This is a genomic window from Allobosea sp. P2_A10 (assembly GCF_056405115.1).
The window spans coordinates 26,104-47,278 of the sequence record NZ_JBFUCS010000003.1 but is presented as its reverse complement, the minus strand read 5'-3'; the positions used below and the strand labels follow the sequence as shown (position 1 = coordinate 47,278).

At 68.0% G+C, this 21,175-nt stretch carries 23 protein-coding genes; 8 read left to right on the top strand and 15 right to left on the bottom strand.

Annotated features, from left to right (window positions below; all coding sequences use genetic code 11):
* Positions 1–21: 21 nt before the first annotated feature.
* Complete coding sequence (locus tag AC1DZY_RS06190; RefSeq protein WP_476819458.1) at positions 22–450, top strand: nucleoside deaminase; 429 nt, start codon at positions 22–24, stop codon at positions 448–450.
* Positions 451–1,560: 1,110 nt separating this feature from the next.
* Here AC1DZY_RS06190 and AC1DZY_RS06185 read toward each other — a convergent pair.
* The gene (locus AC1DZY_RS06185; protein ID WP_476819210.1) at positions 1,561–2,304 is read right to left on the bottom strand and encodes a sulfite exporter TauE/SafE family protein; all 744 of its coding nucleotides are present in this window, start codon (positions 2,302–2,304) and stop codon (positions 1,561–1,563) included.
* Positions 2,305–2,579: 275 nt separating this feature from the next.
* On the opposite strand from AC1DZY_RS06185, the gene AC1DZY_RS06180 reads away from it, so the two are divergent.
* Entirely contained in the window at positions 2,580–3,326 is a 747-nt protein-coding gene (locus AC1DZY_RS06180; RefSeq protein ID WP_476819209.1) for an ArsR/SmtB family transcription factor, read from the top strand.
* Here AC1DZY_RS06180 and AC1DZY_RS06175 read toward each other — a convergent pair.
* From AC1DZY_RS06175 to purD, 5 genes are all read right to left on the bottom strand, one after another.
* Positions 3,286–4,158: a patatin-like phospholipase family protein gene (locus AC1DZY_RS06175; protein ID WP_476819208.1), complete on the bottom strand. Its 873-nt coding sequence runs from the start codon at positions 4,156–4,158 to the stop codon at positions 3,286–3,288. The two genes, AC1DZY_RS06180 and AC1DZY_RS06175, sit on opposite strands and share 41 nt — an antisense overlap.
* Positions 4,159–4,387: 229 nt before the next feature.
* The gene (locus AC1DZY_RS06170; RefSeq protein WP_476819207.1) at positions 4,388–5,293 is read right to left on the bottom strand and encodes an alpha/beta fold hydrolase; all 906 of its coding nucleotides are present in this window, start codon (positions 5,291–5,293) and stop codon (positions 4,388–4,390) included.
* On the bottom strand, positions 5,290–5,709 hold the full coding sequence (locus AC1DZY_RS06165; RefSeq protein WP_476819206.1) for a type II toxin-antitoxin system VapC family toxin: 420 nt from the start codon (positions 5,707–5,709) through the stop codon (positions 5,290–5,292). The genes AC1DZY_RS06170 and AC1DZY_RS06165 overlap by 4 nt, the downstream gene beginning before the upstream one ends.
* Positions 5,706–5,963: a type II toxin-antitoxin system VapB family antitoxin gene (locus tag AC1DZY_RS06160; RefSeq protein ID WP_476819205.1), complete on the bottom strand. Its 258-nt coding sequence runs from the start codon at positions 5,961–5,963 to the stop codon at positions 5,706–5,708. The genes AC1DZY_RS06165 and AC1DZY_RS06160 overlap by 4 nt, the downstream gene beginning before the upstream one ends.
* A 57-nt stretch (positions 5,964–6,020) precedes the next feature.
* On the bottom strand, positions 6,021–7,301 hold the full coding sequence (gene purD / locus AC1DZY_RS06155) for a phosphoribosylamine--glycine ligase (protein ID WP_476819204.1): 1,281 nt from the start codon (positions 7,299–7,301) through the stop codon (positions 6,021–6,023).
* Between the two features lie 90 nt (positions 7,302–7,391).
* Here purD and xseA point away from each other — a divergent pair, with 90 nt between their 5' ends.
* Entirely contained in the window at positions 7,392–8,984 is a 1,593-nt protein-coding gene (gene xseA, locus AC1DZY_RS06150; protein WP_476819203.1) for an exodeoxyribonuclease VII large subunit, read from the top strand.
* Between the two features lie 12 nt (positions 8,985–8,996).
* Here the strand turns inward: xseA and AC1DZY_RS06145 are convergent, their stop codons facing one another.
* On the bottom strand, positions 8,997–9,830 hold the full coding sequence (locus tag AC1DZY_RS06145; RefSeq protein WP_476819202.1) for a dienelactone hydrolase family protein: 834 nt from the start codon (positions 9,828–9,830) through the stop codon (positions 8,997–8,999).
* 90 nt (positions 9,831–9,920) lie between these two features.
* Between AC1DZY_RS06145 and AC1DZY_RS06140 the strand changes: the two genes are divergently transcribed.
* A complete protein-coding gene (locus tag AC1DZY_RS06140) occupies positions 9,921–10,142 on the top strand; it encodes a DUF2093 domain-containing protein (RefSeq protein WP_476819457.1) in 222 nt (73 codons plus the stop codon).
* Positions 10,143–10,146: 4 nt separating this feature from the next.
* On the opposite strand, the gene lpxK is transcribed toward AC1DZY_RS06140, so the two are convergent.
* The 5 genes from lpxK to AC1DZY_RS06115 form a co-directional block, all read right to left on the bottom strand.
* Positions 10,147–11,148 carry a tetraacyldisaccharide 4'-kinase gene (lpxK, locus tag AC1DZY_RS06135; RefSeq protein WP_476819201.1) on the bottom strand — a complete coding sequence of 334 codons (1,002 nt, stop codon included), beginning with the start codon at positions 11,146–11,148 and terminating at the stop codon, positions 10,147–10,149.
* Positions 11,148–12,449 carry a 3-deoxy-D-manno-octulosonic acid transferase gene (locus AC1DZY_RS06130; RefSeq protein WP_476819200.1) on the bottom strand — a complete coding sequence of 434 codons (1,302 nt, stop codon included), beginning with the start codon at positions 12,447–12,449 and terminating at the stop codon, positions 11,148–11,150. Before AC1DZY_RS06130 ends, lpxK begins: the two co-directional genes overlap by 1 nt.
* The gene (locus tag AC1DZY_RS06125) at positions 12,446–13,195 is read right to left on the bottom strand and encodes a lysophospholipid acyltransferase family protein (protein WP_476819199.1); all 750 of its coding nucleotides are present in this window, start codon (positions 13,193–13,195) and stop codon (positions 12,446–12,448) included. The genes AC1DZY_RS06130 and AC1DZY_RS06125 overlap by 4 nt, the downstream gene beginning before the upstream one ends.
* A 155-nt stretch (positions 13,196–13,350) precedes the next feature.
* The gene (locus tag AC1DZY_RS06120) at positions 13,351–13,587 is read right to left on the bottom strand and encodes a DUF4170 domain-containing protein (RefSeq protein WP_476819198.1); all 237 of its coding nucleotides are present in this window, start codon (positions 13,585–13,587) and stop codon (positions 13,351–13,353) included.
* Positions 13,588–13,702: 115 nt separating this feature from the next.
* A complete protein-coding gene (locus AC1DZY_RS06115) occupies positions 13,703–14,515 on the bottom strand; it encodes a 3'(2'),5'-bisphosphate nucleotidase CysQ (RefSeq protein ID WP_476819197.1) in 813 nt (270 codons plus the stop codon).
* Between the two features lie 267 nt (positions 14,516–14,782).
* Here AC1DZY_RS06115 and AC1DZY_RS06110 point away from each other — a divergent pair, with 267 nt between their 5' ends.
* Positions 14,783–15,304 (top strand): DUF6101 family protein, encoded by a 522-nt coding sequence (locus AC1DZY_RS06110; RefSeq protein ID WP_476819196.1) that lies wholly within the window; start codon positions 14,783–14,785, stop codon positions 15,302–15,304.
* 17 nt (positions 15,305–15,321) lie between these two features.
* Here the strand turns inward: AC1DZY_RS06110 and AC1DZY_RS06105 are convergent, their stop codons facing one another.
* Genes AC1DZY_RS06105 through AC1DZY_RS06095 form a run of 3 tightly spaced genes read right to left on the bottom strand, consistent with a single transcriptional unit; the run spans position 15,322 to position 17,226 of the window.
* Positions 15,322–15,768: a GNAT family N-acetyltransferase gene (locus AC1DZY_RS06105; protein ID WP_476819195.1), complete on the bottom strand. Its 447-nt coding sequence runs from the start codon at positions 15,766–15,768 to the stop codon at positions 15,322–15,324.
* The gene (gene ubiA, locus AC1DZY_RS06100; RefSeq protein WP_476819194.1) at positions 15,765–16,724 is read right to left on the bottom strand and encodes a 4-hydroxybenzoate octaprenyltransferase; all 960 of its coding nucleotides are present in this window, start codon (positions 16,722–16,724) and stop codon (positions 15,765–15,767) included. Before ubiA ends, AC1DZY_RS06105 begins: the two co-directional genes overlap by 4 nt.
* A gap of 16 nt (positions 16,725–16,740) precedes the next feature.
* On the bottom strand, positions 16,741–17,226 hold the full coding sequence (locus AC1DZY_RS06095; RefSeq protein WP_476819193.1) for a hypothetical protein: 486 nt from the start codon (positions 17,224–17,226) through the stop codon (positions 16,741–16,743).
* A gap of 212 nt (positions 17,227–17,438) precedes the next feature.
* Between AC1DZY_RS06095 and AC1DZY_RS06090 the strand changes: the two genes are divergently transcribed.
* The 3 genes from AC1DZY_RS06090 to AC1DZY_RS06080 all read left to right on the top strand — a co-directional run bounded on the left by AC1DZY_RS06090 (position 17,439) and on the right by AC1DZY_RS06080 (position 21,105).
* A complete protein-coding gene (locus AC1DZY_RS06090) occupies positions 17,439–18,194 on the top strand; it encodes a 16S rRNA (uracil(1498)-N(3))-methyltransferase (protein WP_476819192.1) in 756 nt (251 codons plus the stop codon).
* A gap of 152 nt (positions 18,195–18,346) precedes the next feature.
* The gene (locus AC1DZY_RS06085; protein ID WP_476819191.1) at positions 18,347–19,519 is read left to right on the top strand and encodes a carboxylate-amine ligase; all 1,173 of its coding nucleotides are present in this window, start codon (positions 18,347–18,349) and stop codon (positions 19,517–19,519) included.
* A gap of 206 nt (positions 19,520–19,725) precedes the next feature.
* On the top strand, positions 19,726–21,105 hold the full coding sequence (locus AC1DZY_RS06080) for a glutamate--cysteine ligase (RefSeq protein WP_476819190.1): 1,380 nt from the start codon (positions 19,726–19,728) through the stop codon (positions 21,103–21,105).
* Positions 21,106–21,175 lie beyond the last annotated feature (70 nt).

Here is a 21,175-nt window from a genome sequence, read left to right as displayed (position 1 = left end):
GACAGCAGGGGTTCCGATGCCATGGCGCTGGCGCTCGACGAGGCCCGCGCCGCAGCCTTGCGCGGCGAGGTGCCGGTCGGCGCCGTGGTGCTGCGCGACGGCGTCGTGCTGGCGCAGGCCGGCAACCGCACGCTGGAGCTCAGGGACCCGACCGCCCATGCCGAGATGCTGGCGCTGCGGATCGCCTGCGCCGCGATCGGTAGCGAGCGCCTGATCGGCTGCGATCTCTACGTCACGCTCGAACCCTGCCCGATGTGCGCGGCGGCGATCTCCTTTTCCCGCATCCGCCGGCTCTATTTCGGCGCTGGCGATGTGAAGGGCGGCGCGGTCGAGAATGGTGTGCGGCTCTATGCCAGCCCGACCTGCCACCATGCGCCGGAGGTGTATGGGGGGATGCGGGAAGGGGAGGCGGGGGAGATGCTGCGGGCGTTTTTCAGGGGGCGGCGGTAGCGTCGGCGTCAGGGCGAACCGTAGGGTTGTCGAGTCGCTGTGATCGGATCCCGCCCCATAATGTCGCGCCGCAATCCAGCAGAGCGCCAGGAACCCTCTCCCGGAGGGAGAGGGCTGGGTGAGGGGTCGGACGTTCTCCGCCCGTGACTCGTACCCAACCGCGCCGTCATCCCGGACAAGCGGCGAAGCCGCGCCGATCCGGGATCCATCATAGGGCACATGCGGCGCTCTATGATGGATCCCGGGTCAAGCCCGGGATGACGGTGGTGGTTCCGAGGCGATCCGAGGARCGATGTGCGAGCGCYCGCACCGAAAGCCCCGCCGGTTTACGCCGCGAGGGTTTTCAGGGTTGTCCGRWTGCGTATTCCCRAGGGGATGCGCGGGGAGAGGTGGCGTCGCAGTCGGTGACTGCGYGCCGATGTCGAAGTCGATTGTCGATGTCGAGGCAGCGCCGAATGCCGCCACCCCGCCCCGCGCGCGGCTGTCTTCCGGTTTCGCTCGCCGCCCATTGAGGTCGGGCATGACCGGGATTGCTGAAGCCCCCGGCGACGAGCGGCCCCTCCATGGCCAGAGCCTCGCGACGGCCTCGCCCATGAACACCGCAACCCCGCCCGGCCGCACGATGCCTCGCGACAGCCCCCTTGGTCGGGCGGAGCGGGGGGAGAATAGGCATGGGCGGCAGGGGGCGGGGATAAGTGAGGCGCGGTGCGCATGGCCGAGGCAGGAACGACTGCTTTAGGTGGGGAGCGGGCTCTGAGGCAGCGGATCAGTCCTGTTGCCCTCGCGCGAGTGGCCGTCCAGTTATGACAGTGACATAGCCCGTGTTCCAGTGATCCTTCCCAAGCTCGTAGGGATCGATCACGAAACCTCCGGGCTGGTCACGGAAGCCATTTGGCAGCACCGTCCTTGCTTGGGCTTGTTGGGCATCGGCCTGCGATGAGTAAACGCCTATAAGTTTATCATCCGTCTCACCGTCCCCGAGATCATGCGTATGGAAGAGCACAAATACGGTTGTCATGAATGTAGAGCCCGATTTGGAGAGCACCACGACCACGTAGCATGTCGCGAAAGCAACGTCCGCGACCTGTTGGGGAGCAGCCACGCCAGCCCTCACCCCACGGCCCGCCACACCAGATACGTCCCCAGCGCCAGCAACCCCGCGAAAAAGCACATCTTGAACGTCGCAGCCGAAATCCTCTGGCGGATCATCGTGCCGGCCGTCTGGCCGGCCAGCGCCGGAACCAGCGCCAGCAGAGAATGCCAGGCGACGTCCATGTTCAATGCACCGGCTCCGATCAGCCCGAACGACAGCGCCAGCGTCGAGACGATGAACGACACGCCAAGCGCCTGCACCAGCTCGTCCTTGTCGAAGCCGAGCGCCTGCAGATACGGCACGGCCGGCAGCACGAAGACGCCGGTCGCGGCGGTGGCGACGCCTGTCGCGACGCCGATGACCGGCCCGAGCCAAGCTTCGGCATTCGCCGGCACGCGCAGCTTCGCAGCCTTGAGGCCCACCAGCGCATAAAGCACGAGCGCGATGCCGAGCCAGAGGGTAGCCGAGCCGTCCTTCTGCTGCGCAAGCAGCCCCGCGCCCGCCCATGTCCCCAGGCAGATGCCGGCCAGCATCGGCCAGAGCCGCAGGAGGATCGGCCTGAGGGCGGGGCCGGAGGCGATCTGCCAGCCATTGGTGACGAGATTGGGCACGACCAGGAGCGCCGCCGCCTGCGCCGGGGCCATCACCACGCCGAGGATGCCGACGGCGATGGTCGGCAGGCCGAGCCCGATGACGCCCTTGACGAAGCCGGCGAACAGGAAGGTCACGGCGATGAAGGCGATGAGATGTGCGTTGTCCATGGGCCGCTTGTGCCATCGCCGGCCGGCGCTGTCGCCGCCCGACACTACGGTGGCGGCCGTAGTGTTGTCGCTTGCCTGAGGCGGGGCTGGGGATGCCAATTCGTCTCGTTCATCCAAGCGCCGTCATTCCGGACAAGCGGCGCAGCCGCGCCGATCCGGAATCTATCGTAGGGCCCGACTTTTGGCCGACTTCGCTCTACGATGGATTCCGGGTCTCCGCTGCGCTGCGCCCGGAATGACGGCGGGGAATCGCGAAATGTTTGGGAGCGGCCGTCATGTCCACCAACGGACCCTATCTCGCCGAGATCGCGCATCTGATGGGCGATCCGGCCCGCGCCAACATGCTGCACGCACTGATGGACGGGCGCGCGCTGACGGCCAAGGAGCTGGCCTGGCTCGCCGGCGTGGCGCCGCAGACCGCCAGCGGCCATCTCGCCAGGCTGATGCAGGGCGGGCTCCTCGCAGTGTCCGTGCAGGGCCGCCATCGCTATTACCGGCTGGCCGGCGCGGAGGTCGCCGCTGCGCTGGAGGGGCTGATGGTGCTTGCGGGAACGCAAGGCGCCGGCCGCCGCCTGCCTTCGCGCGTCGGCGAGGAACTCAGCCGCGGCCGCACCTGCTACGACCATTTCGCCGGCAGGCTCGGCATCGCCATCCATGATGCGCTGGTCGAAAGCGGGCATCTCACGGTGGCCGAGGGCGGCTATGGCCTCAACGCTTCGGGCGTCGCGGTCTTCGCCGCGCTCGGCGTCGATCCCGTTGCAGCCAGCAAGGGCCGCCGCGCCGCCCTGCGCCCCTGTCTCGACTGGAGCGAGCGGCGTCCGCATCTCGCCGGCAGCCTCGCCGCGGCACTGGCCTGCCGCTGTTTCGAGACGGGTTGGGTGCTGCGCAAGAAGGACAGCCGCGTCGCGATCCTGACCGGGGCTGGCAAGACCGCCCTTGCCGACGCCCTGCCGGGCTTCCGCTGCGACGAGCCCGATGCGGTCACGCCTGCCGTTCGAGCGCCTGCGACAGCCTTCGCTTGACCTCGTCCTTGACCGGCTCGGAGGCTTCGAGGATCGCCTTCGCCTTGAAGAAGTCGAGCCCACCGATGCCGTCGACGCCGGCGCGGATCAGGATGTCGGGCGGCTGGCGCTCGATCATGCGCTGCACGATCGTCCGCGTCAGGATCTGGCTGACGCCGACCATCGCCTCCAGCGGCTCGGGGATTCGGGTGTCGCTGACGGTCGCGGGCGCGCTGGTATCGACCGCCATGACGATGCGGCCAGGCAACAGCAGCCGGTCATAGGGCAGGGGGTTGATCGCCCCGCCATCGATCAGCACGCGCCCGTCGATCACCACCGGTTTGACCAGACCGGGAATGGCGAGCGAGGCGGCGACGGCCGGCGTCAGCGGCCCCTCGCGCAGCATCGCCTCGGCGTGGAGATGATAGTCGGTTGCCAGCGCCGCAAACGGCGTCTTCAGCTCCTCGAAACGGTCGGGCACCGCTTCCGGCCAGAACAGGTCGAGCAGCCGCTCGCCGTCGATCAGCACGGGGTTGCCCAGCCCCCGCATCAGATCGGTGAACTTGCCGATGCGCGCGTCGAGCAGCCTCGCGATCACACGGGCCCTGTCCTTGAAGGTGGCGAGCGTGTGCTCGCGCAATTCCTTGCCCGAGAGGCCGGCCGCATAGGCCGCGCCGACGATCGCGCCCATCGAGCAGCCGACGATCAGCACGGGCCGGACGCCGAGCTCGTCGAGCGCCTCCAGCACCGGGATATGGCTCAGGCCGCGCGCGCCGCCGGCGCCGAGAACCAGTACGAGTTCGGGGGCGCGGTGGTCGGGCTGGGTGGGTGAGAGCTGGGCATCGCGTGGCATGGCGCGGAGTCTGCGTTCGCCAATGGCGAAAGTGCAACCGTCAACACGGTCCACCTTCGCTCATTTCCCCGCGACGTCATTCCGGGCGCAGCGAAGCGGAGACCCGGAATCCATCGTAGCCGCCAGCGCTCGACGATGGATTCCGGATCGGCGCCGCTGCGCGGCTTGTCCGGAATGACGGCGCCCCTTGTTAAGGCCGCGAGGCCTGTCGATGAGGCGCGATCACAGCTTAGCCCGCCAGAAACGGCTTCAGCGCCGCCAACGTCGCCGCCGGATTTTCCTCCGGCAGGAAATGGCCGCTTTCGATCGCCTGGCCCTCGGCCTGGGGCGCGAAGGTCGCCCGCCAGATCTCCAGCGGGCTTGCGCCCCTGGCCGGGATGCCGGCCTCGCCCCAGAGCGCCAGCACCGGACAGAGAATCGTCTTGCCGGCCGCGAGATCGGCCCTGTCGTGGTCGAGATCGGTCGTTGCGCCGGCGCGGTAGTCCTCGCAGGCGGCGTGGATGCGGGCGGGGTCGTTAAAGGATTCGCCGTAGGAGCGCAGCGCCAGCGCGTCGAACAAATCGAGGTTTTTTGCCCGCGTCCAGCTTGCGATGGTGTGGTCGAGCCAGCCGGCGGGATCGGCCTTGATCAGGTTTTCGGGCACCGGTTCCGGCTGCGCCAGGAAGGTCCAGTGATAGACCTGCATGGCGCGCGCGGCGTTCATGCCCTCCCACATCGAGAGCGTCGGCAGGATGTCGAGCAAGGCCAGCCGCTCGACCCGGCCGGGATGGTCGAGCGCCAGCCGGTAGGCCACGCGCGCGCCGCGATCATGGCCGATGACGGCAAAGCGGGCATGCCCGAGCGCCTGCGTGACGGCGACGATGTCCTCGCCCATGGCGCGCTTGCTGTAGAGCGCCTTGCCGCCATCGCCATGGGGCGCAGCCGACCAGCCATAGCCGCGCAGGTCCGGACAGATGACGGTGTGCGTCCTGGCAAGTTCCGGCGCGAGCCTGTGCCATTCGGCATGTGTCTGCGGAAAGCCATGGATCAGCACGAGCGGCGGCCCCTCGCCGCCGACCCGCGCGAAGATCTTGCCGACCGGGCCGTCGATCCAGTGCGGCTTGAAGCCGGGGAAAAGGCTGTCGAGATTGCTCATGGCGCTGCGCTCGCTGTGATGGCGGAAACGATGTCGGTCCGGCCGAAATCCTCGCCCTTGTAGAGCAGAGGCGCATTCAGCGATTTTGCCAGCGCATAGGAAAAGCAGTCGCCGAAATTGAGCTGCGCGGGGTGACGGCCCCTGCCGAAGCGCAGGAAAGCCTCGGCGGCGAACGCCGACTGCTCGGCATCGACGGGCCTCTGGGCGATGGCCAAAGTCCGCAGGGCGTCCTGGAGCCCGCCGACGTTGAGGTGCGCAATGCGTGACGACAGCACCATGAACGTCTCGAGGAAAGCGACGGTCGAGCAGTGATTCAGGGGGCGGGCATTCAGAATGGCCTTGAAAGCGGACGCTTCGGGCTCTTCGGTCAGGATGGCCACGATCGCCGACGTATCGACGGCCAGCGACCGCGTCATACCGGCAACCCGTTTTCGTCGTAGCCGATGATCTCATCATCGGTGCGCGGGTCCTCGATCCGGTTGGCGCGAAACTCCGCGAGGATTCGTTCGAGCCTCTCATGATCGATCGAGCCTTGCCGCCTTGGTTGGGGCAGTCTCGCCAGCCGCTCCTCCGCAGCGATCCGCACCGCCTCCGCGATGGTCTCGCCAGTCTGCCGAGCCATCTCTCGGACGACCCGGTCGGTAGCCGCGTTCTTGATCAGCAGGGTCATGCCGCCTCCGTATATATACTAGACTTGGGTCGAGTATATAAGGCGGCGGTCGCCTTGTCAGCCCTCGCGCTCGCGTTTCACCGCCTGCCAGCCGATGTCGCGGCGGCAGAAGCCGCCCGGCCAGTCGATCAGATCGACCGCCTTGTAGGCCCGCGCCTGAGCCTCGCTGACATTGTTGCCGAGGCCGACGACGTTCAGCACCCGCCCGCCATCGGCGACGAGGTCGAGCGCCGTCTGCTTCGTGCCGGCGTGGAAGACGAGCGCATCGTCGAGCGCCGCGGCCTTCTCGATACCCTTGATAACGCTGCCCTTTTCAGGGCTTGCCGGATAGCCTTTCGCCGCGAGCACGACGGTCAGCGCCGCCTCGTCCGACCAGCGCAGCGTGATCTGGTTGAGCACGCCGTCGCAGGCCGCCAGCAGCGCCGGCACGATGTCGCTCTTCAGGCGCGGCATCAGCACCTCGCATTCGGGATCGCCGAAGCGGACATTGTATTCGATCAGTTTTGGACCCTGCGCCGTGATCATCAATCCGGCGAAGAGCACGCCCTTGAACGGCGTTCCCCGCTTCGCCATGCCGGCGAGCGTCGGAGCGATGATCTGCGCCATCACCTGGTCTTCGAGAGCCTTCGTCATCACCGGCGTGGGCGAATAGGCGCCCATGCCGCCCGTATTGGGTCCGATGTCGCCGTCGCCTACCCGCTTGTGATCCTGCGCCGAGGCCATGGCCAGCGCATGCGTGCCGTCGCAGAGCGCGAAGAAACTCGCCTCCTCGCCGATCATCCATTCCTCGATCACGACCTCCTCGCCGGCCGCTCCCAGGCCACCCGAGAACATCATCTCGATGGCAGCATCTGCTTCCGCATTCGTCTCGGCCATGACCACGCCCTTGCCGGCGGCGAGCCCGTCGGCCTTGATCACGATCGGTGCACCCTGTTTGGCGACGTAAGACTTCGCCGCCGCCGCGCTGGTGAAGCGCCCGAATCCTGCCGTCGGGATGCCGAATTCGGCGCAGAGTTCCTTGGTGAAGGCCTTCGAGCCTTCGAGCTGAGCTGCGGCTTTCGAGGGTCCGAAGGTCTTGATGCCGGCGGCCACGAGGTCATCCGCGATGCCCGCCACCAGCGGTCCTTCCGGCCCGACGACGACGAGGCCGATGCCCTGAAGCTTGCAGAAAGTGACGACAGCCTGATGGTCGGCGATGTCGATCGCGACGTTCGCGCCGCACTGCGCGGTGCCGGGATTGCCCGGCGCGATGAAGAGCCGGTCGCACAGGGTTGAGGCCGATATCGCCCAGGCGAGCGCGTGCTCGCGGCCGCCCGAACCGATCAGAAGGATATTCATCGCGCTCTCCGCTGTCTTGTGGCGCAATAACCGCATGGTCAGCGCGGGGCAACGCTTCAGCTATCGCGTCCCCATCGTTATGCTCGTGCTATGGACATCGAATCGCCCGACGCGCCCGTCTCCAATGCCCCGGAATGGTCGGTCTCCGACCTCTCGGGCGCGCTCAAGCGCACGCTGGAGGACGCCTTCGGCTTCGTGCGCGTGCGCGGCGAGATTTCCGGCTATCGCGGCCCGGTCGGCTCCGGCCATGTCTATTTTTCGCTGAAGGACCAGAACGCCAAAATCGATGCGGTGATCTGGAAGGGCGTCTTCGGCCGCCTCAAGACCCGGCCACAGGAGGGGCTGGAGGTGATCGCGACCGGCAAGATCACCACCTTCGCCGGCAAGTCGAGCTACCAGATCATCATCGATTCGCTGGAACCGGCCGGCGTCGGCGCGCTGATGGCGTTGCTCGAGGAGCGGCGCAAACGGCTGGCGGCGGAAGGCCTGTTCGCGGAAGAGCGCAAGCAACTCATTCCTTATCTGCCCCGCGTCATCGGCGTCGTGACGTCTCCGACGGGCGCGGTCATCCGCGACATCCTGCATCGGCTGGAAGATCGTTTTCCGCGCCATGTCCTGGTCTGGCCGGTGCGCGTGCAGGGCGAGACCAGCGCAGCGGAAGTCGCCAACGCCATTGCCGGTTTCAACGCATTGCCGGAGGGCGGGCGCATGCCGCGCCCCGACGTCATCATCGTCGCGCGCGGCGGCGGCTCGCTCGAAGATCTGATGGGTTTCAATGAGGAGGTCGTGGTCCGCGCGGCCGCCGCCTCGCTGATCCCGCTGGTCTCGGCGGTCGGCCATGAGACAGACTGGACCCTGATCGACCACGCCGCAGATCTGCGTGCGCCGACCCCGACCGGCGCGGCCGAGAAAGTCGTGCCCGTCCGCAGCGAACTGATGGCGCAGCTTGCTGATCTCTCGCGCCGGCAGGCCGGGGCGATGCGCCGCCTGTCCGAGCGCCGCCGCAGCGATTTGCGCGCGCTCGCCCGCGCGCTGCCCGCGCCGGAGGCGGTGCTGTCTGGCCCGCGCCAACGCCTCGATCTGGCGGCGACGCGGCTGGCTCCGGCCCTGGCGCGCAATGCCCGCGCCCATGAGACGCGTTTGGCCGGCCTGGCGCAGCGGCTCGGCCGGCATTCACCCACTGCACGGCTTGCCGGCTATGCCGCGAGGCTCGATGGCCTGTCGAGCCGCCTGCGCGCGGGCCGCGATGCCCTGCTGCGTGCGGAACGGTTGCGGGTCGCGCGCGCGGGAGAGCGCATCGACGATCTCGCGCAGCGTGTCAGCCGCGCCTTTGTCCAAAGCCTCGTGCGCCGGCAGGAGCGCCTCGGCATTCTGGCGGATCGAGGCGGGCGCGCTTTCGGGCAGGGTGTCGCGCGCCGTCGCGGCAGTCTCAACGCGTTGGGTGGCCTGATCACCTCGCTCGGCCCGCAATCCGTGTTGGCGCGCGGTTATGCGCTGGTTCGCGACGAGACGGGCGCGCTGATCCGCGGCGTGGCGCAAGCGCAGCCGGGGCAGGGGCTCAGCATTCAGGTCAGCGACGGCGCTTTCGCCGCGTTCGTCTCTGGCGGGGGCGAGCCGCCATCGAGGCCGGTGCGTCCGTCGCGCAAAGACGCGCCGAAAGCCGGGCAGGGCGATCTGTTCTGACCGAGATCCCGGTCAGAACCCCTTCAGGAAAGCCTTGACCCGCTTCAGCGCATCCTCCCGCGCGGCCGGGTTGGTCCCGACCGTCGCCTTGCCCGTGCCGGTCGCCGAATAGACGATGTCGGAACGCTCGCGCACTTCGAGGCGGGGATGGTCGAAATCGTGCAGCGCGCCGGGGTAGAGCACAAGCTCCACCTTTTCGCCGCGCCGTTTTGCTTCCTGGGCGAGGACATCGCAGGGCGCGGGCGGCGTCCAGTCATCGGCGTCGCCCATCAGGATCAGCACCGGCAGGCGCGCCGCGAAACTGGCGGATTCCGATTGCAGGCGGCAACCGGGGTAAAAGGCGATGGCGCGGAGGAAGTCGGGCTTGGTGTCGGCCGGCCGCCGGTCCTTGCGGATGGCTGCAAGAACGGCCGAGCCGCCGCCCGACCAGCCCATCAGCGAGATCATATCCTTGCGGATGTCGTCTCGCATCTGCAGCCAGTAGCGGGCGGCTGCGGCATCGCCGACGCGCTCGCGGCTGGGCCGCACCGTCACGTCCTTGACGCCGCATTGCGAGCCGAGCTTGCGCGAGCCATAGCTGTCGGGCATCAGCGCGATGAAGCCCGCCTCCGCCAGTTGCTCGCCCCAGTCGGAATGGCGCAGCGAGAGCCTGCCGTCGCTGCGCCACAGGCCGTTGCAGCCATGCATGGCGACGACGGCGGGGAAGGGGCCTGGTCCTGCCGGGCGGTACATGATGGCGTCCAGTTGGCCATCTTCGATCGGGATGCGCACGCGCTCGTACCCGCCGGCCCAGGCGGCCGAGGAGACAAGCAGAGCAAATCCGGTCAGGGCAGCGACAAGGCGCATGAGGCTGGACATCATCGACGGGAACGCTATCACAGGGCTCGGATTATTTCGATAATCCGTTTCATGATCAACGGTTTCGATGCATTCACAATGAATATCAGCGAGCGCCCGCCCAGCCCCGGACCCGAAGCCGCCCTCGACTATGGTCACGGCGAGTTTCGCGTCGTGCGGCCGGGCGCCTTCGTGCGCTGCGCGGTGACGGGCGCGCCGATCCGGCTGGAGGACCTGCGCTACTGGTCGGTGGAATGGCAGGAAGCCTACATCTCGCCCGAGGCCGTCCAACTGAGGCTGCGGCGCGCCGGCCGGGCCTGAGCGCTCAGCGCTTCGGCAGGGCCTGATCCATCAGTGCGGTGATTTGTCCCGGCTGGTCGAACCGCAACGCGACGGGGACGACGAGCAGCCTGTCGCGCTCGGCCGCAGGCCAGAGCGGATCGAGCTTGGTCATGTCCTTCTCCGTCGTCGCGATCAGCGCACCGCGCTGTTTTGCCTCAATGATCAGCGCTGCAACATCGCCAGCGCCATAGGCGTGATGATCGCCGAAGGCGCGTTGCGCGATGATCGTCGCGCCGGCGGCTTCGAGCGTTGCCACGAATTTGGCCGGGCGGCCGATACCCGATACGGCGATGACCTTTGTCCCGGCCAGGCGCTTGGCGATCCCGGCCGCCGGTTCGAGGCTGGCCTTTAAAACCGGCAGGCCGTGATCCCGTGCCATGCGGGAGACGGCCTCGCCCGGCTCGCCCGCGCCGATCACCACGAGCGCATCAGTCTGCGCAAGCTGCCCGGCGAGCGGCGCGCGCAGGGGGCCGGCCGGCAGGCACAAACCGTTTCCGACGCCGCTTCCGCCATCGACCACGGCGATACGCAGGGTCTTGGCCAGAGACGGGTTTTGCAGCCCGTCATCCATCACGACGACGCTTGCGCCCTGCGCCTTGGCCAACCTCGCGCCCATTGGGCGTTCGCGCGCCACGATGGTGCGGGCGCGGCGGGCGAGCAGCAAGGCCTCGTCGCCCGTCGCTTCGGCACCGTGCAGGGCGGTATCGACCTCGATCGGCCCCGCCAGCGTTCCGCCATAGCCGCGCGTCAGCACGAACGGGGTCTCGCCGCGCGCCTGCAGCAAGGCAACCAGCGCGATCGTCGTCGGCGTCTTGCCGGCGCCGCCCGCGATGAAATTGCCGACGCAGATCACGGGCAGGCCGGCATCGACGCCGCTCCGCCGCATTCGCGCCAGCGTCACCGCGCCATGGATCCAGCCGAGCGGCTGCAGCAGGCGCGCCAGCAGTCCGGGGCGTGGCCGCCACCAGAACTCCGGCGCACGCATCAGGAGGCCGCCTCGCGCTGGCCGATCGCGACGCGCATCAGCAGCGGCTCGATCGCCTGCATCGTCCGGGTAAGCGCGCCGCCGAGCTGGCCGCTGGTCTGGGCCGCTGCGCGCGCCGCCTGCCGCGCCGAGGCCGGGTCGCTGAGCCAGCGATGCACGGCGCCTGCCAGCGCCTGCACGTCGGGCGTCTCGCGCGAGCCGCCGTCGCTGTCGAAGGCTGCGAAGATTTCGGCGAAATTGCCGACATGGGGGCCGTGGAGCAAGGCGCAGCCGAGCTTGGCCGGCTCGATCGGGTTGTGCCCGCCGACCGGCACGAGCGAGCCGCCGAGGAAAGCCACCTGCGACAGCCGGTAGAACAGCCCGAGCTCGCCCACGGTGTCGGCAATATAAAGCTCGACATCGCGCTCCGGCTGCTGGCCCGCGCCGCGTCGCGCCACGGCGACGCGATTGGCCTGCGCGAGCTCCTCGATCTCCACGCCGCGTTGGGGATGGCGTGGCGCGATGATCGTCAGGAGCTTCGGCAGATGCGCCTTGATGCCGAGATGGGCGGAGATGATCTGCTCTTCCTCGCCGGGATGCGTGCTCGCCGCGATCCAGACCGGACGGCCGGTCGTCAGACCGTCGAGGATCGCCAGCGTGTTGGCGTCGGCGGGCGGGGCGGGCACGTCGAATTTCAGGTTTCCGGCGATCGAGACACGTGGCGCGCCGAGCTGCGCCAGCCGCTCGCCGTCACCCTGCGACTGGGCGAGGCAGCATTCGAAGCCCGACAGCAGGTAGCGCGAGGTCTGCGGCGCCTTGTACCAGCGCCTGAAAGAGCGCTCCGACATCCGGGCATTGACCAGAACGAGCGCGATCATGCGCGCCTTCGCCTCGATGATGAGGTTGGGCCAAATCTCGGATTCGCAGATCAGGCCGATCTCAGGCCGCCAGTAGTCGAGGAAGCGGCGCATATAGCGGGGAACGTCGAGCGGCAGGTACTGGTGGATCACCCCGGCCGGCAGCCGCGCCGCAAGCAGCTTCGCCGAAGTTACGGTGCCCGAGGTCACCAGCACGGCGAGCCCCCGCCGCTGCAGCTTCTCGACCAGCGGCAGCAGCGTCACGGTCTCGCCGACGCTCGCGCCGTGGAGCCAGACCAGCGTCTTGTCGGGGCGGCGTACACCGGGATAGCCGCGTCGCTCGGCAAAGCGCGTCGGGTCTTCCTTGCCGCGCCGCCGTCGCCAGACCAAAAGCCCCGCCGCAGCAGGTTCGAGCAGGGCGCTGAGCACGCGGTAGCCCTGCAGGATGGAGCCTTTGCCGATCATGCCGCTTCGCCCGCGGGTGCACGAACGGGCGGGTAGGCCTGCCGCAGGCCTTCGCCGGGGTCGCTCGCGCCGATCAGCGCATAGGCGCGAGCGTGGACGGCATCGAGCCCGGCCTCCAGAGCGAGCCTTGCCGCCTCGACGGCCGCCTCGTCGGCATGGCGGTCGACATGGATGGCCTCGCCGACGACGATCGCGCCGCGCCCGAAGGGCAGTCCGATCGAGGCGCGGTCCCAGCTCTTGAAGTCGATCCGCCGGCTGGTGACCACCGCGATCGGATGGATCGGCCGGCCCGAGGCGCGCGCGAGCTGGATGATGCCGGGCCCGGCGACGCGCGCGCGCTTTGGGATGTCGGCGGTCAGCACCATGGTATCGCCGGCGGCCAGCCTGCGGACCATGGCGAGAAATGCGCTGGCCCCGCCCTTCTCCCTGATCTTCTTGCCGAGCGCGCCTGAGCCGCGGATCGCGCCGATACCGAGCTGGCGCAGCGCCACCGCGTTGAAGCCGCCATCGCCATGGCGCGAGACCAGCGAGCAGGCCGGCATCCAGTTGGGTCGGGAAAACGGGATCATGATGTGCTGGCCGTGCCACATCGCGATGATCAGCGGCAGTTCGGGCCGGACTTTCTCATAGATGTCGGCGGGCTCGACCACGAAGCGGTTCGTCGCGCGAACGAGCTTGAGATAGCCCGCCAGCATCCGGCCGAGCGTCTCCTGCGCCGCGCGCGTCTTGAGAATGGAGAAACCCATCGCTGGTGACGGAACCGATCGGTGACAAAGGGGCCGTGGCCCGGCGAACGCGCGCTGCGCCCGCTCCGGCCATGGCCTAGAGCATCATGGGGGAAAGTGGAAACCCGCTTTCGGGCGATATCATGCCCACGGATGGCCTTTGGCCGGTCCCGGCCTCAGATCTTCGGCGGCTCGGGATCGAGCAGGCGATGCAGATGGACGATGAAATAGCGCGTCTGCGCCTGATCGACCGTCGCCTGCGCCTTCGACTTCCAGGCGACATGGGCGCTGGCGTAGTTCGGGTAGACGCCGACCACCTCGACCTTTGACAGGTCCTTGAAGGTGACGCCTTCGAGCGAACTCAGTTCGCCGCCGATGACGAGATGGAGAAGCTGCTTCTGTTCGGGTTCCAAATCGGTTCTCCAGCCTTGGCGATGTCGGCGCGGCAGCAGATAAGCCATTCGCTCCTGCGGTGCGAGTGCCGCCGCGCTGTGTTCTGCAATTCCCGGTCCGTCGCGATGATGACGCTCAGATGCGCTGCGACTGTCCGTCGCGCATGCGCTGCAGGCTTTGCAGCAGCGGCTCCGCGAGACTGTCGCTGCTGGCGACGAGCAGGCCATGCACCGGCGTCTCGCAGTTGTAGATCGCGATATGACCGTCGCTGCTGCAGAGCCGGCCGCCGGCTTCGCGCAGGATCAGATCGGCGGCGGCGAGATCCCAGTCGCGTGCGTCCGGCGAGATCAGCCCGCCATCGATCGTTCCGTCGGCGATCCGCGCCAGCCGCAGCGCGAGCGAGGGAATCTTGTCGGCCGGCATGAAGGCCTCCAGCCGCGCCATCGCATCGAGCATCGGCTTGGGGCCGGCGATGCGCGCTTCCGCCAGCGTCGAGACGGTCGACGTCCAGATCGCTTCGCCGTTCAGGAAGGCTCCGGCGCCGAGCACGGCCGTGTAGGTCGCGTTGCAGGCCGGCGCATGCACCACGCCCAGGATCGGCACGCCGTCGTCGAGCAGCGCGACGCAGACCGCCCAGTCCGGCGATCCCGCCATATAGGCGCGCGTGCCGTCGATCGGGTCGACGACCCAGACGAAGCGGCGCGTCAGGCGCAGCGAATCGTCGACGGTTTCCTCGGAAAGCCATGCGGCGTCGGGCAGCATCACCGACAGCCTGATGCGCAGGAAGGTGTCGACGCCGATATCGGCCTCGGTCACCGGGGAGCCGCCGCTCTTCGACCAGGTCTTCGCCGCCGTCTTCTCGCCCGGGCGGAAGAGCGCAAGCGCGATCTCTCCGGCCTCGATGCAACTGTCGCGAACGGCAGGCAGCAGATCTGAGGCGATGGGCATCGGGGAGCTACTCATCATGGGTTCCGTATCGAATGGCCATGCTTCGGTTACAAGCTGAAAATGCGCCCGCCCACCGAAAGATTCCGTCAAGCATCATGCAGGAAACAGGCCATTCAGGCGTCTCTGGACCTCAAATCACGCTCCTTTAACCCTCCGCCTTAAGCGCTCGGAGAGGGCTTGGACGCAACTCTCGACCTGCAAGCACGAGAGCCCCGGACTTACAGAGGGCTCCGTAGCGGCAGGGACATAGAGAGGCGTTTTAAACCGATGGCCAGCGTCACGCCGGCTGCCGGAGAGGTCGGCTTTGCGCCTGATCTCTCCGGCTGCCCGACACACCCGACCACCGTTCCGAAAAACCCGATGCCGGCGCAGGCTGATGCGCCGCGCATCGAGCGGATCGCCTCCGTCAGGATATTGCGGGGCAATCCCGGCTGGCGCGGCATCGCCATGCGGCTGGCCCCCGGCGATCATGACGAGGAGCGTTTCGAGCTCGCGCTGACCGCCGGCGACGGCCGTTCGATCACCATCGCGGTGGTCGATCAGGACGATGCCGTGGCGCTCTGGCGCGATTGCGGCCGCTCCAGCGGCCTGCCGCTGCTGCTCGAGACCAGCGACGGCGCGATCTCCGAACCCTATCCGCAACTGGGCCGGCTCGCGCTCGGCGCGGTCAGGATCAGGCGGCGTCATTCCTTCCTGAACGGACGCCGCCCGCGTTTCCTCGTGCGCCGCAAGACCGGCCGCCTGGCCGAGCGTCCGGTCATCGTCGCGGGCGAACGCCTGACGGACTGATCGAAAAACGCCTTCCCTTAAAGCGCAAGCACCAGGACGCTTTCGCCGTTGGGAAGGACTTCGCCCGTCTCCCGAAAGCCGACCGATCGATAGAAATCGAGCGGGCTTGCAGGTCCGAGAACGACGCTGGTCCTGATGCGCAGGGCATTTTGCGCGCGCAGCATCTGGAACACCAGCGCCAGCGCCGCCCTGCCATAGCCTTTGGCCTGATGATCGGCATCGATCATGAAGCGCCAGAGATAGCGGGCGTCTGGCTCGCCGGCCGGACGCCACATCATAAATCCGACCGGGATTTCGCCTGCATGGACGGCCCTGAATTCGGCGGCCGGCTCGAAATATGCCTGTGCGATGGAGATCGCATTGGGCGCGACATAACCGGTCTGGGCTTCGAAGACCTTCAGCGCGCAGATGCTGCGGACCGTGGCGGCCGTCACGTCATGCAGGGAGACGCGAGCTTCCGTCACCGCAGCCCGAAACGCACCAGCGCATCGAGAGCAAAGCCTGCCGCCAGCAGCAGGCCGGCCTTGTCGTTCGAGCGGAACAGCTTCAGCGCCAATGCGGGCGTCACGCCCTCGATCCGCGCGACCTGCCAGCCGAGATGGCCGGCGAAAGCCGCGACGCCGAGCCAGGCCAGGACGCCACCGCCCACCAGCCAGGTCGCGCAGGCCGCCAGCAGGACTGCCAGCGCAAAGCAGCCTCCGATCGCCTGCCGCGCATGCTCGCCGAAATAGCGCGCGCTCGACTTGATGCCGGCGATGGCGTCGTCCTCGATGTCCTGCAGCGCGTAGATCGTGTCGTAGCCGATGGTCCAGACCACGGCTGCCGCGTAGATCAGGAAGGCCGGCGGGTCGAGCCGCCCGAAGACCGCGCTCCAGCCGACGAGCCCGCCCCATGAGAAGGCAAGCCCGAGCACGAATTGAGGCATGTTGGTGACGCGCTTCATGAACGGATAGATCGCGACGATTGTCAGCGAGGCGATGCCGGTCCAGATCGTGAAGCGGTTGAACTGGAGCAGAACCAGAAAACCGACCAGCGACAGCCCGACCATGAACAGCGCCGCGGCCTTCGTCGTGACTTGGCCCGAAGGCAGCGGCCGTCCGCGCGTGCGCGCCACCTGAGCGTCGAGCTTGCGGTCGACGATGTCGTTGAACGTCGAGCCGGCGGCCCGCATGACGATGGCGCCGACGAGAAACAGCAGGCAGTGCCAGGGATTGGGAAAGGGCTGCCCGGCCGCGATGGCGGCAAGGCCCGCCGCCCACCAGCACGGCAGCAAAAGCAGCCACCAGCCGATCGGCCGTTCGATCCGCGCGAGCTTGAGATAGGGCCGCAACGCCGGTGGCGCTGAGGTATCGACCCAATGGCCGCGCAAGGCGTCCGGCAGCGGTGCGTCCGGTTGCGGCGCGGTCGCTGGATCGGGCACCGGTCTCACCGAAAAATCAGAGTGCGCCCTGGGGAACGCGCAGCGAGCCGCCCGTGATGGCGTCGGCGCCGCCGAAGATATTGCCGCCGCCGCGCTGCTGTTGCTGGGCCTGCTGCTGGGCGCGCTTCTGCAGGATGGCCTGCTGCTTTACCGCGTTGCAGGCCTGGTTGCGGATGCCGGCGGCCCGCTCGTTGTCGGCCTTCATGCCCTCGACGAAGCTCGGTGGAATCTGGCACCAGTCCTGGTTGGCACCGGCGAATTTCAGCGCTTCGTTGCCATTGCTGACGAGGCTGCCGAGCGTGCTGCACGCCTGGGCCGGCGTCAGCTTGCGCTTCGCCTTCGAGGCGGCGTTCAGCCTGCCGACGATCGCCTGCCGGTCCGCCAGCAGTTTCTGCATCTGGTCGCAGCCGGACGCCTGGGCCTGGGCCGGCGCAGCGTTGAAGACCGAAGCCGCCACGAGGCCGAGCGTCGCGATCACTCCCGAAGCCATGCTGCGTTGCATCGTACCCATCTCCGCCCTTGACTGTGCCGCGGGCATTCGCGCCCCGCGATGTTCTTAACAGCCCCGCCGTGTTAGCGCTAAGCGCCGGGGCGAGTCTATCCATGAGCCGGCACTTCCGCCGAACTCACCGTTCGATCTTGCCGATAGGCCGGGAATGTGGCGGTTTTCGCGTTGGCTTCGACAGGAAACAGCAAATTGCGGAGCTTCCCACATTGAATTCGCCGACCGAGATCGACTTCGCCCGGTACCGCCTCTGCCTTCCGGCCGATCTTGGCGCGGGCATCCGTTTGCCGCTGGAGCGCGAGCAGGCGAACTACCTCCTCAACGTGCTGCGCCTGAAGACGGAGGACAGCGTCATCGTCTTCAACGGCCGCGACGGCGAATGGCTGGCGGCGATCACGGCGGAGGGGCGTAAATCCGCCAGCCTCACGCTTGTGAAGCAGCTTCGTCCCCAGCCGCCGGCACCCGACCTGCACTATCTTTTCGCTCCGCTGAAGCATGCGCGCCTCGACTATATCGCCCAGAAAGCCGTCGAGATGGGGGCCGGCGTGCTCCAGCCCGTGCTGACAAGGCGGACGCAGGTCTCGCGTTTGAATCTCGACCGGCTGCGCGCCAACGCGGTCGAGGCGGCCGAGCAGTGCGGCATCCTCTCACTGCCCGACATCCGGCCCGAATGCGGGCTCGATGCGGCGCTCGATGCGCTCGATCCCGATCGGCTGCTGGTCTTCTGCGACGAGGCGATGGCGCGGGAAAGCCCGCTCGAAACCCTGGCCAAAGCCACCCCTGCGCCGCTCGCTGTGCTGATCGGGCCCGAAGGCGGTTTCGACGAGGCCGAGCGCGCGCGCATCCTGCAACGCCCCAAAACCCTGCGGATATCGCTGGGGCCGCGCATCCTGCGCGCCGACACGGCGGCGGTGGCGGCGCTGGCGCTGGTTCAGGCCGTGCTCGGCGACTGGCCGCGCGGCTGACAGGGAACGTCGGGGCGTCTCGGGCGTTTTCGCGCTGGAGCCGCATTGTCGACTCATTGACGGTCAGGCTGGCGCGCCCGGCCGGCTCGCGATGCCGCAAGCGCGGTGGCCCCGGCACGGCCTCCAATGATTCGCCTGACGAGGATGACGCCATGGACGACGCCTGCCGCTTCGGGATCGAAGAGGAATACTTCCTGTCGGACGCCACCACCCGCAACGTCGTCCGCAAGGTGTCGCCAGCATTCATCGCCGCCGTGCAGGAGCGCTTTCCCGAGGAGGCCCAGCGCGAAATGCTGCAATCGCAGATCGAGGTCGCCACGCCCGTCTGCGAATCGATGGCGCAGGCCAGGGAGTCGCTGACGAAATTGCGCCGGGGGCTGGCCGGCGTGGCGCTCGAACACGACATGCTGCTGCTCGCCTGCGGCACCCATCCCAGCGCCGTCTGGTCGCGCCAGCGCGCCACCGAGGCCGCGCGCTACGACAAGATCATGCGCGATCTCCAGATGCTGGGCAGCCGCAACCAGCTCTGCGGCCTGCACGTCCATGTCGAGGTCGAGGATGAGGACGAACGCATCCGCCTGATGGTGCGCATCCTGCCTTATCTGCCGCTGCTGCTGGCGCTTTCGACCTCGTCGCCCTTCTGGCAGGGGCAGCGCACCGGCCTGATGGGCTACCGTCTCGCGGCCTATGCCGAGCTTCCGCGCACCGGCCTGCCCGAGCTCTTCCTCGATCCCGCCGATTATCGAACTTACGTCGAGACGATGGTCGCGGCCGGCGCAATCAAGAATGCGAGCTATGTCTGGTGGGCGATTCGCCCCTCTGAAAAGCACCCGACGCTGGAGCTTCGCATCGCCGACAGCTGCACGCGTCTCGACGACACGCTCGCGATCGCCGCGCTCTATCGCTGCCTCGTCCGACATCTCCGGCGCAACCCGGCGCTGAATGCCGATCTCACCGCAGCCTCCCGYGCCATCGCGGCGGAGAATATCTGGCGGGCCCAGCGCTACGGCAGCCATGGCGGGTTGATCTGCGCACAGAGCCGCAGCATGCGCACCGTGCCGAGCCTGATCGATGATCTCGTCGCGCAGCTGGCGGACGACGCGGCGGCGCTCGACTGCGCCGAGGATCTCGCCCATTGCCGCGCGATCGCCAATGGCGGCACCAGCGCCGATATCCAGCTCGCGGTCTTCGAGGAAGCGCGCTCGCGCGCCGGCGGACAAGCGGCCGGGCTTTCAGCGGTCGTCGACTGGCTGTCGTCGCAGACCCGTCTCGATGGCGCGGATCTGGCGCATGCCGGCCGCGAGCCGATGCGTGGCGCGGCCTGAAGGCATCGGATTTCGGCGCTGGCGCAAGACCGTCAGCCGCGCTGCCTTGCGTTGACGCATGGACCGCTCTTGCATCAACGCGCGGCCGGGGTCGTTGTCGAGCGCCGGGCGCTCGCCTATGTCTGGCGCATCTGGATGCCTGATCCGTTCGCGCCGCTTGCGTGGAGGGAAGCCTGGCTGCCTTCTCCCTCTGCGCCGGAGCGCCCATGGCTCGCGATGTGTCCGATTCGACCCCGATCGGGTCCAAGGCCGAACTGATTGCCTGGATTGCGGCAGGCGAAAAGCCGCCCTCCGCCTTCAGGATCGGCACCGAGCACGAGAAATTCCCGTTCTACACGGACGACCTCTCGCCCGTGCCCTATGACGGTCGCCCCGGCAGCGGCGGCATACGGCATCTGCTGGAAGGCATGCAGGAGACGCTTGGCTGGGAGCCGATCGTCGATGCCGGCCACATCATCGGCCTGGCTGGCCCCGATGGCGGCGGCGCGATCTCGCTGGAGCCCGGCGGCCAGTTCGAGCTGTCTGGCGCGCCGGTCGAGACGCTGCACCAGACCGCTGAAGAACTCGCCGGCCATCTCGCCGACACGAAGGCAGTGGCGGCGCCGCACGGCATCGGCTTCGCCCTGCTCGGCCATTCGCCGTTGTGGACGCGGGCGCGGACGCCGGTGATGCCCAAAAGCCGCTACAAGATCATGATGAACTACATGCCCAAGGTCGGCACGCGCGGCCTCGACATGATGCTGCGCACCTGCACGGTGCAGGTGAACCTCGATTTCTCGACCGAAGCCGACATGGTCAGGAAGCTCAGGGTCTCGCTGGCCCTGCAGCCGCTGGCGACGGCCCTCTTCGCCGCCTCGCCTTTTACCGAGGGCAAGCTCAACGGGCTCCAGTCGATGCGCTCGGAGATCTGGCGCGACACCGACAAGGCCCGCTCCGGCATGATCCCCTTCGCCTTCGACGAGGCGATGTCCTACGAGGCCTATGTCGACTGGGCGCTCGACGTGCCGCTGTATTTCGTCAAGCGCGGCGCGACCTATCACGACGTCGCCGGCGCATCGTTCCGCGATCTGCTTGCCGGCAAGCTGGCGCAACTGCCCGGCGAGCACGCCACCATTTCCGACTGGGCGAACCATCTCGGCACGTTGTTCCCCGAAGTCAGGCTGAAGCGCTTCCTCGAAATGCGCGGCGCCGACGCTGGTCCCGAGGAGATGCTGAATGCGCTCCCGGCCTTCTGGGTCGGATTGCTCTACGACCAGACCTCGCTCGACGGCGCCTGGGATCTGGTCAAGGGCTGGAGCGACGAGGAGCGCCAGGCCCTGCGCGATGCGGTGCCCAAAGCCGGTCTTGCCGCCACCATCGCCGGACGCACGCTGCGCGATCTGGCGGTCGAGGTGCTGGCATTGTCGCGCGCCGGTCTCGCCCGTCGGGCGCGGAAGGATGCGGCGGGACAGGACGAGACGATGTTCCTCGATCCGGTCGACGCCATCGTCGCGGGCGACCGCACGCTCGCCCAGGACCTCGCGGCGCGCTACGCGGAAAAATGGGGCGGGAGGATCGAGCCGGCCTTCAGCGAGCTTGCGATCTGAATGGACTGAAACGCTCGGGAAATCAGGTCTTTCAAGAGGATTTTCCGGGGCGTGTTAACGAATTAGCCGA